Consider the following 11,939-nt stretch of genomic DNA (forward strand, 5'->3'; position numbering starts at 1 on the left):
CCCTCGGCGCCCTCGGCGCGCTCTGCCGTAGGGTGTTCGGGCATCAGTCCGAACGGGGGAGATCGACATGGCTGACACTCGACGACGGCTGCGCTCCAGCACCGTCGCACTCGGCAGCATGGGCGTGGTCGCGGCGGCACTCACCTCCTGCGGCTCCGATCCCGACCGCCGCTGCGTGGACCGCGACAGCTACGACTACCTCTACGGGTACAAGGTCGTCGCCGACAAGAACTGCAAGTCCTCCACCGGCGGCAGCGGCAAGAGCCGGTCGACGGGCGGCTCATCAGGCGGTTCGTCGGGCAACTCGTCCGGCAAGCGGATGGACGCCGCCTGGTACTACGACTCCGACGTCAGCGCCGGCTACGCCGACCACGGCACCTTCAGCCGCAGCGACGCCGTGGACCGGGGCGGCTTCGGCTGCTCGGACTCGGGCAGCGGCGGCGGCTGAGCGGGCGGCCACCACCATGGAACGCCGGACCATCGCCCCCCGCCCCGACTGGCAACGCACCGTCGAGGAGCAGGGGCTCATCTATCCCCTCACCCGCCACCCGGACGACTCCCTGCGCCCCTACTGGGACGAGAGCGCCTACTACGTCTTCTCCCTGGAGGAGATCGAGGCGCTGGAGGAGGTCGTGGAGGAACTGCACCACATGTGCCTGGAAGCGGCGGCTCACATCGTCGCCGCCGACCGCTTCGCCGACCTCGGCATCACCGACCCGAGGGTGGTCGCGGCGGTCACCGAGGCATGGCGGCGCCGCTCCGAACTCCCCTCCGTGTACGGCCGTTTCGACCTCCGCCACGACGGCCGGGGCCCGGCGAAACTGCTGGAGTACAACGCCGACACCCCGACCTCCCTGGTGGAGGCGGCCTCCCCGCAGTGGTTCTGGATGGAGGAGCGCTTTCCCGGCGCCGACCAGTGGAACTCCCTGCACGAACGGCTGGTCGACGCCTGGCGCCGCCAGTCCGCGCTGCTCCCGCCCGGCGGACCGCTGTATTTCGCACACTCCAGCGCGGATGAGGCGGGCGAGGACCTGATGACCGTCGCCTATCTCAAGGAGACGGCGGAACAGGCCGGGCTCGCCACCGACTGGATCGCCATGGAGGACATCGGCTGGGACCGGCTGTCGGGGCGGTTCGTGGACCGGCGGCTGCGATTCATGCGCAGCGTCTTCAAGCTCTACCCCTGGGAATGGCTGGTCACCGACCGGTTCGCCGGACAGGTGCTCGACACCCTCGACAACGGCGGCGGCACCGGCACCACCCTGTGGATCGAACCCGCCTGGAAGATGCTGCTCAGCAACAAGGCCCTGCTCGCCGTGCTCTGGGAGCTGTATCCCGGGCACCCCCATCTCCTCCCCGCCTACCTCGACGGACCGCGCGAACTGGCCACCGGCCCCGGCTATGTCACCAAACCGCTGCTGGGGCGCGAGGGCGCCGGAGTCACCGTCCACGAGACCGGCGCCCCACCGGCCCCACCCCCGGAAGAACCCTGCTGCTACCAGGAGTTGGCCCCCCTGCCCGACTTCGACGGCAACCGGGTCGTGCTCGGCGCCTGGGTGGTCGACGGAGAGGCCGCCGGCCTGGGGATACGGGAGTCGGCGGGACTGGTGACGGACGGATACGCCCGCTTCCTGCCCCATGTGATCCTCTGAACCCCCGAGACCCCCAGACCCACCACCGTCAGACCCACAGCCCTCAGATCCACCCCCGTCAGGCCCACAGCCCTCAGGCTCCGAGGACCGTCCGCAACTGCTCCAGCCCCCACTCCAGATCCTCCCTGCTGATCATCAGCGGGGGTGCCACCCGGATGGTCGAGCCATGGGTGTCCTTGACCAGGACACCCCGCTCCAGGAGCCGCTCCGCCACCTCACGGCCCGTGCCCAGGGCCGGGGCGATGTCCAGGCCCGCCCACAGACCGCGCCCCCGTACCTGCGTCACCTGCCCGGACTCCTTCAGCCCCGCCAGCTCCCCGTGCAAGAAGGCCCCCAGCTCGGCCGACCGCTCCTGGAACTCCCCCGTCCGCAGCATCGCCAGCACCTCCAGCGCCACCGCGCACGCCAGCGGATTCCCCCCGAACGTCGACCCGTGCTCACCCGGCCGGAACACCCCCAGCACCTCGGCGTCCGCCACCACCGCCGACACCGGCACGATCCCCCCGCCCAGCGCCTTGCCCAGCACATACATGTCCGGCACCACCCCCTCGTGCTCACACGCGAACGTCCGCCCCGTCCGCCCCAGCCCCGACTGGATCTCGTCCGCGACGAACAGCACCTCCCGCTCCCGCGTCAGCTCCCGCACCGCCGGCAGATACCCCTGCGGCGGCACCACCACCCCCGCCTCCCCCTGGATCGGCTCCAGCAGCACCGCCACCGTGTTCTCGGTGACGGCACTGCGCATAGCCGCCACATCCCCGTACGGCACGATCTCGAAGCCCGGCGTGTACGGCCCGAAGTCCGCCCGCGCCTCCCGGTCCGTGGAGAAACTGATCACCGTCGTCGTACGACCGTGGAAGTTGTCCGCCGCCACCACGATCTTCGCCATCTCCCACGGCACCCCCTTCACCCGGTACCCCCACTTCCGCGCCGTCTTCACCGCCGTCTCCACCGCCTCCGCCCCGGTGTTCATCGGCAGCACCATCTCCATCCCGCACAGCTCCGCCAGCTCCTGGCAGAACGCCGCGAACCGGTCGTGATAGAACGCCCGCGACGTCAGCGTCACCCGCTCCAACTGCGCCCTCGCCGCCTCGACCAGCCGCCGGTTGCCGTGCCCGAAGTTCAGCGCCGAATACCCGGCCAGCAGATCCAGATAGCGGCGCCCCTCCACATCCGTCATCCACGCGCCCTCGGCGGTGGCCACCACCACCGGCAGCGGGTGGTAGTTGTGCGCGCTGTGCGCCTCGGCGGCGGCGATCAGCGTCTCGGTCGCGGACATACGGACCTCCCGGGGGACAGACATCGGCTGCTATCGGGATCGTCGGCCGGACCCCGCCCCTTTAGCCCCCGCCGTCCCCCACCGCCCCCCACCGCCCCCCGCCGTCCCCCACCGCCCCTTCCGCCTCGCCCGCATGGTGGACGTACGGAACCTCCCTACCGGCGCGCCGGTAGGCTGGCCATGGGCCGTGACTGGCGCGCTGGGATGGGACCGACCATCGGGGAGCGGCCCCGGAGGACCCGCACGGGTCCGCCGAGCGAGTGCCGTGCGCCTGGGCCGAACCGTGAACCGTGACCGCTTCAGCCACGCCGCCCGGAGGCCGAGATGCCCGACCAGCAGCCGCTTTCCCCCGAGTCCACGGCCTTCCGCGCCGCCCTCGATGTCATCCGCGCCGTCGAACCCCGGGTCGCCGACGCTATCGGCCAGGAGGTCCACGACCAGCGCGAGATGCTCAAGCTGATCGCCTCCGAGAACTACGCCTCCCCGGCCACCCTCCTCGCCATGGGCAACTGGTTCAGCGACAAGTACGCCGAGGGCACCATCGGCCGCCGCTTCTACGCCGGCTGCCGCAATGTCGACACCGTCGAAGCCCTCGCCGCCGAACACGCCCGCGCACTCTTCGGCGCCCGCCACGCCTACGTCCAGCCGCACTCCGGCATCGACGCCAACCTCGTCGCCTTCTGGTCCGTCCTCGCCCAGCGCGTCGAGGCCCCCGCCCTGGAGAAGGCCGGTGTCCGTCAGGTCAACGACCTCTCCGACGCCGACTGGGCCGAACTCCGCCGCGCCTTCGGGAACCAGCGCATGCTCGGCATGTCCCTCGACGCCGGCGGCCACCTCACCCACGGCTTCCGCCCCAACATCTCCGGCAAGATGTTCGACCAGCGCTCCTACGGCACCGACCCCGCCACCGGGCTCATCGACTACGACGCCCTGCGCGCCTCCGCCCGGGAGTTCAAGCCGCTGATCATCGTCGCCGGCTACTCCGCCTACCCCCGGCTGGTGAACTTCCGCGTCATGCGGGAGATCGCCGACGAGGTGGGCGCGACCCTGATGGTGGACATGGCCCACTTCGCCGGTCTCGTCGCCGGCAAGGTCCTCACCGGCGACTTCGACCCCGTCCCGCACGCCCAGATCGTCACCACCACCACCCACAAGTCGCTGCGCGGCCCGCGCGGCGGCATGGTCCTGTGCGACGACTCCCTCAAGGACCAGGTCGACCGCGGCTGCCCGATGGTCCTCGGCGGCCCCCTCCCGCATGTCATGGCCGCCAAGGCCGTCGCCCTCGCCGAGGCCCGTCAGCCCTCCTTCCGTGACTACGCCCAGCGGATCGTGGACAACTCCCGCGCCCTCGCCGAGGGCCTCACCCGACGCGGCGCCACCCTGGTCACCGGCGGCACGGACAACCACCTCAACCTGATCGATGTCACCACCTCCTACGGCCTCACCGGCCGCCAGGCCGAGGCCGCGCTCCTCGACTCCGGCATCGTCACCAACCGCAACGCCATCCCCGCCGACCCCAACGGCGCCTGGTACACCTCCGGCATCCGCATCGGCACCCCCGCCCTGACCACCCGGGGCCTGGGCACCGCCGAGATGGACGAGGTCGCCGCGCTGATCGACCGGGTGCTCACCACCACCGAGCCCGGCACCACCAGCAAGGGCAAGCCCTCCAAGGCCCAGCACATCCTGGATCCGAAGGTCGCCGACGAGATCTCCCAGCGCGCCACCGACCTCGTCGCCGGATTCCCCCTCTACCCCGAGATCGACCTGGGCTGACCCGCCCTTCGCCGTCAGACGTCCCGCAACTCCTGGCGGGGGCCGCCGCCGTCCCCCTTCCGCGTCCGGCGCATCCGGGTCGCGGAGGCCACCGCCGGGAGCCGCAGGGCCAGCGGGCGCAGGACCAGGGCCAGCACCGCTCCCGCCGCCAGGCCCGGTATCGCCCACCCCCATTCGGTGTCGGACGTCACCGTGGCGGCCGACGCCATGCCCGATTCCCTGTTCGGCTCGGTGCCCGCCTCGGTGGCGGGCGCCTCGGCCGCCGCGTCCGGTGCGGTGTCCGCCGGGGCCGGGAACCCGGCCGAGAGACCCTCGTCGGAGACCTTCCCCAGCACCCCCAGCTGTTCGAGCAGGGCGCGCAGCCGGCCGGGGGAGTCCGCCCGGTGCCAGACGCCTTCCGAGCTGAGCGGGTCGCTCACGGTGTGGATCCAGATGTCCTCCGTCTCGGGTATCAGATAGACCTGGTCGAAGCGGTGGGGCGATATGTCATGGGTCATCCAGGTCACATTGATCAGCCGGGTCCTGAGGGAGTCCGCACCGCGAGGCTCGGTGTCGCGCCCCTTCGGCTCTCCCAGGAGGGACTCCAGCTCTCCGTACTCCCGATGTGTGTAATACAGCGCCGAGGTCTCCTGGCTCTGCGGTGAGACGATCAGGACACTGGTCGGGCCCCCGGCCGACGCCGGCGCCGCGCCCCACAGCATCAGCGCGAGCGTCGCCGTCAAGGCCAGTGCCGCCGCTGTCAGTTCACGGACTTTCCCTCTCCACCTGGTCTGCATTCCCATCCCCCTGCGGGCGGTTCGTGTCGCGGTCCGTCCCCGGGCCGCCTGTCACTTCTGGTACACCGCCCGAGCCGTTCGGGTTCCACCTTTTCGGGTTCCACCTTTTTCGGGCTCACTTCGGCGGAAGGGACTCCGCGATCTCCACCGCACGCTCCAGGGACCCCACGCCCTCCAGCCGCAGCGTGACATCCCCGGGACCGGCCCCGACGTCGCCGACATCCGAGTCAGGGTCGGCCGAGTCAGGGTCGGCCGGGTCCGGGCCGTGGGTCCACAGGAGCGTCGGGCCGGCGGTGCGCTGCTCGCGGACGAAATCGGTGCCGTCGGCGGCCAGCAGCGGGTAGCTCAGCCTGTGCGGCCGGGCGAACCACAGGGCCGTGTCCCGCACCGGGTCGTCGGGACCGGGTCCGCTCAAGGGGATCCACTCCACCGGCTCCCGCACGGTTTTGACGAAGCCGACGTCCAGCCGTCCGGCGTCCTGGTCCAGCCGGATCGCCGCGCCGCCCGCCGCCCGCCAGCACAGCGAGACCAGGAACCGGCGGTCCGGCCCATGGGTGACCGACACGGCGTCCGGCGGTCCCAGCGCCTGCGGCACCAGAGGCCGGAAGCCCGCCCGCCGTCCGGCCTCCGCCAGCGACACCGAGGGCCCGCAGCCGGGCACCTCAGCCGGGGTGGGAGGGGGCGCGGAGGGGTCGTAGCGGACCTCGACCCCGCCGAAGTCGAACCAGTCGAACACCGCCGCCCGCACCGGGGGAGTGAGCGCGAGCACGGTCAGCAGCCCGCACAGGGTCGCCGTCAGCGAACGTCGGCGGGCGCGGGTCCAGCGCCGGGCCGCGCGGACCCGGCCGCGCAGCCGGTCCCGTCGGGTCGGCGGCCCGGCGACCGGGACCGCGAGGTGCTCGGCGAGTATCTGTCCCAGCACCCGCTCGACCATCGTCTCCGGCCCGTCCGGGCCCTGGCGGTCCAGGGACCGGCCGAGCGCCCGAAGCTCCTCCTGCAGCCCGGCCGGCACCCCCCGCACCCGGGGCTCGGCCCGCTCACCGCCGTACGGCCCCCGGCCGCGACGGGAGGGGCGGTGGCCCTGGCCCTGGCCCCGGCTCTGGCCGGCTGGGGGGTGGGAGCGGTCGGGGTGGTCCAGGCCGTCGGAGTGGTCCAGGCCGTCGGGGTGGTGCGGGTCGTCGGGGTGGTCCGGGCCATCGGTGTGGTGTGGCTCACTCACGCTCTTCACCTCCCTCCAGTCGGAAGTCCGGCAGCAGTCGGCCCAGCTTGCGCAGTCCGCGGTTGAGCCGGGACTTCACCGTGCCCCGCGGCCAGCCCAGGGCCTCGGACGTCTCCGCCTCGTCCATCTCCAGCAGATAGCGGTATGTGACCGCCAGCCGGTGCTCCTCGCTCAACTGCTCGATCGCGGCCAGCAGGGCGTCACGGCGCTCGATCTCCAGGGTCGCGAGCGCCGGGTCCGCCGACTCCGGTATCAGCGGCTCGGCCTGTGAGTAGGCCGCCTCCCGGCCGGCCAGCGTCCGCTGCCGGGCCGCCGTACGCACTGTGTTCCTTGTCTCATTGGCGACGATGGTCAACAGCCAGGGCTTGAACGCCGTGCCGTCCTGGAACCGGCCCAGCGCGCAGTACGCCTTGACGAAAGCCTGCTGCACCACGTCCTCCGCGTCCGACCCCGCTCCGAGTGCCGCCGCCGCCCGCAGGGCGATGCCCGTATGGGCGCGGACCAGCTCCGCGTACGCCTCCGGCTCTCCGGCGCGCACGCGGGCGATCACCGCGGCCTCATCGACGATGCGGACCCCCTCCCGCGTCTTCACACTCTTGGTACACCGCCCGAGCGCCATCGGTTCCCATCTGTTTCCGCCTTCGCCGACTCGATCTCCCCTCCCTCCCCCTCCCCCTCCCTCTCCCTCTCCGGCTCTGCCCCCGGAGCACGTCCCGGCCGATCCTCCGCCCCTGTCCCCCCGCCCGCCCTCGGCCCGCTCCTGGCGCGTTCCTGCTCCGGTCCTGGTCCGGTCCTGGCGCCTTCCTGGTCCGGTCTGGGTCCGTTCCTGGACCGGGCCGGGCCTGTTGCCGAGCTGTTCCCGGCCCGTTCCCGGTCTGTCTCAGGTGGGTTCCGGATCGGGGGGCGCGACCTGAGAGAATGGGGGCATGGCCTCTGACCGACCCCGTGTGCTCTCCGGAATCCAGCCCACCGCCGGCTCGTTCCACCTCGGCAACTACCTCGGCGCGGTACGCCAGTGGGTGGCTCTGCAGGAGTCGCACGACGCGTTCTACATGGTTGTCGACCTGCACGCGATCACGATCCCGCAGGACCCCGCGGAGCTGCGCGCCAATACCCGCCTCGCGGCGGCCCAGCTCCTCGCCGCCGGTCTCGACCCCGAGCGCTGCACGCTCTTCGTCCAGAGCCATGTACCCGAGCACGCCCAGCTGGCCTGGGTCATGAACTGCCTCACCGGCTTCGGCGAGGCGTCCCGGATGACCCAGTTCAAGGACAAGTCCGCCAAGCAGGGCACGGACCGGGCCTCGGTGGGCCTGTTCACGTACCCGATCCTCCAGGTCGCCGACATCCTGCTCTACCGGGCCAACGAGGTGCCGGTCGGCGAGGACCAGCGCCAGCACATCGAGCTGACCCGCGATCTCGCCGAGCGCTTCAACGGCCGGTTCGGCGCGACCTTCACCGTCCCGAAGCCGTACATCCTCAAGGAGACGGCGAAGATCTACGATCTCCAGGACCCGTCGATCAAGATGAGCAAGTCGGCGTCCACACCGAAGGGCCTGATCAACCTTCTGGACGAGCCCAAGGCCACCGCCAAGAAGGTGAAGAGCGCGGTCACCGACACCGAGACCGTGATCCGCTACGACCCCGTGAACAAGCCGGGCGTCAGCAACCTCCTCACCATCTACTCCACCCTCACGGGTGCCGCCGTGGCGGACCTGGAGGCCACGTACGAGGGCAAGGGCTACGGCGCGATCAAGACGGACCTCGCCGAGATCATGGTCGAGTTCGTCACACCCTTCAGAGAGCGCACCCAGCAGTACCTGGACGACCCCGAGTCCCTCGACTCGATCCTCGCCAAGGGTGCGGAGAAGGCACGGGCCGTCGCCGCCGAGACCCTGGCCCTGGCCTATGACCGGGTGGGATTCCTGCCGGCCAAGCACTGAGCCGGCCGGTCGGCGGCGGTGCGCCCGCCCCGTACCACCGAACAGCGCTGCACATCACCTCGCCTGCGCCTGCCCAGGGCTCAGTCGTGGCCTTACAGTCGATATCCGGATGGCCGCCCGCGCGGTCACCGCGCGCGTGGACACGTGCACCCGCGCAGACAGACGATGACCTGAACAGACGATGACCTGAACAGACGATGACCTGACAGGACACGACGACAGGAGACGACGTGGGGACCGTAACGATCGGTGTGTCGATCGCGGTCCCGGAGCCCCACGGCAGCCTGCTCCAGCAGCGGCGCGCGGGCTTCGGAGATGCCGCGGCGTACTGCATCCCCACGCATGTCACCCTGCTGCCGCCGACCGAGGTCGCCGCCGGACGGCTGCCCGCGATCCAGGCCCATCTCGTCCGGGTCGCGCACTCCGGGCGCCCCTTCCCGATGCGGCTGTGCGGCACCGGCACCTTCCGGCCGGTCTCCCCGGTCGTCTTCGTCCAGGTGGTCGAGGGCGCCGAAGCCTGCGACCGGCTGCAGAAGCAGGTCCGAGACGCCTCGGGCCCGGTCGCCCGCGAACTGCAGTTCCCGTACCACCCGCATGTCACCGTGGCCCACGGCATCGACGAGGCCGCCATGGACCGCGCCTACGAGGAACTGTCCGGCTACGAGGCACGCTGGCCCTGCACCGGCTTCTCGCTCTACGAGCAGGGCGCCGACGCGGTCTGGCGCAAGCTCCGCGAGTTCACCTTCGGGTCGCCCGTGGTCCCGCCGCAGGCCGCGGCCCCGGCCGAGCGCGGCTCGCTGCCCACGCACTGAGCCCCCGAGGCCGCCGCTCTAGAGGGGCAGCCTTCGGAACGCGCTCCTCGGCAGATGCCGCAGCGCCGACATCAGCACCCTCAGGACGCCCGGCACCCACACTGTCTCCGAGCGGCGGCGCAACCCCAGTTCGACGGCGGTCGCCACCGCCTCGGGGGTGGTCGCGGGCGGGGTCTCCACCCGGCCGGCGGTCGCCTTCGTACGGACGAAGCCGGGGCGTACGACCATGACGTGGACGCCGGTGCCGTGCAGCGCGTCGCCGAGGCCCTGGGTGAAGGCGTCCAGGCCCGCTTTGCTGGAGCCGTAGATGAAGTCCGCGCGGCGGGCGCGCTCGGCGGCGACCGAGGAGAGCACGACCAGTGATCCGTGGCCCTGGGTCTGGAGGGCGCGGGCGGCGACCAGGCCCGCGGAGACCGCGCCGGTGAAGTTGGTCTGGACGACCCGTACCGCGTCCACCGGCTCCCGCTCGTCCCGTGCCTGGTCGCCCAGGACACCGAAGGCGAAGAGCACCATGTCGACCGCGCCCTCGGCGAAGACCTTCCCGAGCGCCGTCTCGTGGGAGGCGGGGTCGAGTGCGTCGAAGGCGACGGTACGGACGTCCGCGCCCAGCGCCCGCAACTCCTGCGCCGACCGCTCCAGCGCGGGTGAGGGGCGTCCGGCCAGCCACACCGTGTGCGTGCGGCGCGCGATCAGCCGGCGGGCGACGGACAGCCCGATCTCGGACGTGCCGCCGAGGACGAGCAGGGAGTGGGGGAGGCCGGAGGCGTCCTTCACGGGGGCTCCTTGAGGAGAGGCGGACAGGAGAGGCGGACAGGAGAGGGAGACAGGGGCGGGAGACAGGGGCGGGCACCACCGGGCCGGGACGGGCCGAGCCGGGGCTGGGCTGGGCTGGGCTGGGCTACAGATGTAGGCGGCGGGCGAGGTCCGAGGTGAAGGCGGCCTGCGGGTCCAGTTCCGCGCGCAGGGCGCGGAAGTCGGCCAGCCGGGGGTACATCGCGGCGAGCAGGTCGCGGCGTGGCCGGGAGTCTCCGGCCAGCCAGATCCGGCCACCCGCGACGGCGACCTCCTCGTCCAGCGCGTCGAGCAGGCCGGGCAGGCCGGGCAGGGCGGCAGGCAGATCCAGGGTGAGGGCCCAGCCGGGCGCCGGGAAGGACAGCCAGCCGGGGCCGGCCTCCCCGAACCGGGTGAGGACCGCCGGGAGCGACCCGCACCGCCGTTCCGCGACCCGCCGCACGATCCGGCGCAGGGTGTCCTCGTCGCCGTATCCGAGGAGGAAGCGGTAGCGGACGACACCGCCGGCGTCATGGTCGGGAAGCCGGTCGCGGAGCAGATCGGTCACCGCGTCACGCAGTACGCCGCCGAGAACGCCGTCGACCGGGCCACGACGGGCGTACAGATCTCCGGCGAGACGGGTGAGTCCGGCGAGACGGGTGAGTTCGGTGAGACTAGTGAGCCCTGTGAGGCTGGTGAGTCCGGCGCGGTGCGGGGTGTCGTCGCCGGGGCCGGTGAAAAAGGCGGGCAGGGGCTGAAGACGGGTGCTGCGCGCGCGGGAGACGCGAGAGACGCCGGAGAGCGAAAAATCCCGCCACGCGCGCGTAGCGGACGTTTTCCCGGCCCGCGCGGGGGCGTGATCGGCGCGGACGAGGGTCGCGCGGGCGTTCGACGCGCCACGGGCCAGGAGGTCGAGCCGGGCGACCGCGTATTCGTGGTCCCCGTCCGGCAGCCGGTTCAGCAGGGCGTCGAGCCCGGTGACGCGTTCCGTGGTGACCGCCATCAGGGGCGACTCCACCGGCCGGAGGGCGATCGTGGCCGTCAGGACGGCGCCGGTCAGGCCGAGCCCGCCCGCCGTCGCGTCGAACAGCGCGGTGCCCGGGCGTACGGTGCGGATACCGCCGTCCCCGGTGAGCAGTTCGAAGGCCGCCACGTGCCGGGAGAACGTCCCCGAGGCGGGGTGGTTCACGCCGGGCAGGTCCGTGGCGAGCGCCCCGCCGACGGTGACGTACGGGCTGCCCGGTGTCACCGGCAGACACCAGCCGAGCGGCAGCAGCACCTCGGTCAGCCGGTGCAGGGAGACACCCGCGTCGCACAGGACCGTGCCGGCGCCGGCGTCGATCGCGTGGACGCGGTCGAGCGCGCCGAGGTCGAGCAGCGCGCCCCCGGCGTTGCGCGCGGCGTCCCCGAGGGAGCCGCCGGGCCCGCCCGGGACGCCGGGGATGGTTCCGTGCGCGTCGCAGTCCCGGACGGCGGCGACCGCCTCTTCGTAGGACCGCGGACGGATCAGCCGGGCGGCGGCGGGCGCCGTGGGGCGGCGCCAGCCCGGGGCGGGAAGGGTGTCGGCAGGCATGTCGCCGACCGTATCGCCCTATATGTGGTAGTTCAGTTGGTCGACGCAGGTGGTCTACCCGAAATGGGTGATTAGTGGTACGTCGCCGAATATGGCAGGAGTTGTCCAGCAGTTGTTCTGGTGTTGACACCACCGTCCCCG

11 protein-coding genes are annotated in these 11,939 nt (G+C 72.2%); 5 read left to right on the plus strand and 6 right to left on the minus strand.

Features of this window, described 5'->3' with window-relative positions; genetic code table 11:
* The first annotated feature begins 67 nt into the window (after positions 1–67).
* Entirely contained in the window at positions 68–448 is a 381-nt protein-coding gene (locus tag ACIQNG_RS02005) for a hypothetical protein (RefSeq protein WP_401482244.1), read from the plus strand.
* A 16-nt stretch (positions 449–464) separates the two neighbouring features.
* Positions 465–1,652, plus strand: a complete 1,188-nt coding sequence (locus ACIQNG_RS02010) for a glutathionylspermidine synthase family protein (protein ID WP_401482246.1) — start codon at positions 465–467, stop codon at positions 1,650–1,652.
* Between the two features lie 73 nt (positions 1,653–1,725).
* Here ACIQNG_RS02010 and rocD read toward each other — a convergent pair whose 3' ends face one another.
* Positions 1,726–2,931, minus strand: a complete 1,206-nt coding sequence (gene rocD, locus ACIQNG_RS02015) for an ornithine--oxo-acid transaminase (RefSeq protein WP_401482248.1) — start codon at positions 2,929–2,931, stop codon at positions 1,726–1,728.
* A 324-nt stretch (positions 2,932–3,255) separates the two neighbouring features.
* Between rocD and ACIQNG_RS02020 the strand changes: the two genes are divergently transcribed.
* Positions 3,256–4,707, plus strand: a complete 1,452-nt coding sequence (locus tag ACIQNG_RS02020; protein ID WP_401482250.1) for a glycine hydroxymethyltransferase — start codon at positions 3,256–3,258, stop codon at positions 4,705–4,707.
* Positions 4,708–4,721: 14 nt separating this feature from the next.
* Here the strand turns inward: ACIQNG_RS02020 and ACIQNG_RS02025 are convergent, their stop codons facing one another.
* The 3 genes from ACIQNG_RS02025 to ACIQNG_RS02035 form a co-directional block, all read right to left on the minus strand.
* A complete protein-coding gene (locus ACIQNG_RS02025) occupies positions 4,722–5,483 on the minus strand; it encodes a hypothetical protein (protein ID WP_401482252.1) in 762 nt (253 codons plus the stop codon).
* A gap of 115 nt (positions 5,484–5,598) precedes the next feature.
* Positions 5,599–6,504: a hypothetical protein gene (locus tag ACIQNG_RS02030; protein ID WP_401482509.1), complete on the minus strand. Its 906-nt coding sequence runs from the start codon at positions 6,502–6,504 to the stop codon at positions 5,599–5,601.
* A gap of 190 nt (positions 6,505–6,694) precedes the next feature.
* Positions 6,695–7,252: an RNA polymerase sigma factor gene (locus tag ACIQNG_RS02035; RefSeq protein WP_401437610.1), complete on the minus strand. Its 558-nt coding sequence runs from the start codon at positions 7,250–7,252 to the stop codon at positions 6,695–6,697.
* Positions 7,253–7,628: 376 nt separating this feature from the next.
* Here ACIQNG_RS02035 and trpS point away from each other — a divergent pair, with 376 nt between their 5' ends.
* The gene (trpS, locus tag ACIQNG_RS02040; RefSeq protein WP_401437471.1) at positions 7,629–8,642 is read left to right on the plus strand and encodes a tryptophan--tRNA ligase; all 1,014 of its coding nucleotides are present in this window, start codon (positions 7,629–7,631) and stop codon (positions 8,640–8,642) included.
* A gap of 230 nt (positions 8,643–8,872) precedes the next feature.
* A complete protein-coding gene (locus tag ACIQNG_RS02045) occupies positions 8,873–9,454 on the plus strand; it encodes a 2'-5' RNA ligase family protein (RefSeq protein ID WP_401482254.1) in 582 nt (193 codons plus the stop codon).
* Between the two features lie 18 nt (positions 9,455–9,472).
* On the opposite strand, the gene ACIQNG_RS02050 is transcribed toward ACIQNG_RS02045, so the two are convergent.
* Complete coding sequence (locus tag ACIQNG_RS02050; protein WP_401482256.1) at positions 9,473–10,228, minus strand: decaprenylphospho-beta-D-erythro-pentofuranosid-2-ulose 2-reductase; 756 nt, start codon at positions 10,226–10,228, stop codon at positions 9,473–9,475.
* Positions 10,229–10,352: 124 nt separating this feature from the next.
* Complete coding sequence (locus ACIQNG_RS02055; RefSeq protein ID WP_401482258.1) at positions 10,353–11,798, minus strand: FAD-binding protein; 1,446 nt, start codon at positions 11,796–11,798, stop codon at positions 10,353–10,355.
* Positions 11,799–11,939 lie beyond the last annotated feature (141 nt).

Source organism: Streptomyces sp. NPDC091377, from assembly GCF_044757045.1.
Lineage (GTDB): Bacteria > Actinomycetota > Actinomycetes > Streptomycetales > Streptomycetaceae > Streptomyces.

Bases quoted from the DNA above. Each gene is read 5' to 3' on its own strand.
- ACIQNG_RS02005 (WP_401482244.1), top strand. From the start codon at position 68: ATGGCTGACACTCGACGACGGCTGCGCTCCAGCACCGTCGCACTCGGC.
- ACIQNG_RS02010 (WP_401482246.1), top strand. From the start codon at position 465: ATGGAACGCCGGACCATCGCCCCCCGCCCCGACTGGCAACGCACCGTC.
- rocD (WP_401482248.1), bottom strand. From the start codon at position 2,931: ATGTCCGCGACCGAGACGCTGATCGCCGCCGCCGAGGCGCACAGCGCG.
- ACIQNG_RS02020 (WP_401482250.1), top strand. From the start codon at position 3,256: ATGCCCGACCAGCAGCCGCTTTCCCCCGAGTCCACGGCCTTCCGCGCC.
- ACIQNG_RS02025 (WP_401482252.1), bottom strand. From the start codon at position 5,483: ATGCAGACCAGGTGGAGAGGGAAAGTCCGTGAACTGACAGCGGCGGCA.
- trpS (WP_401437471.1), top strand. From the start codon at position 7,629: ATGGCCTCTGACCGACCCCGTGTGCTCTCCGGAATCCAGCCCACCGCC.
- ACIQNG_RS02055 (WP_401482258.1), bottom strand. From the start codon at position 11,798: ATGCCTGCCGACACCCTTCCCGCCCCGGGCTGGCGCCGCCCCACGGCG.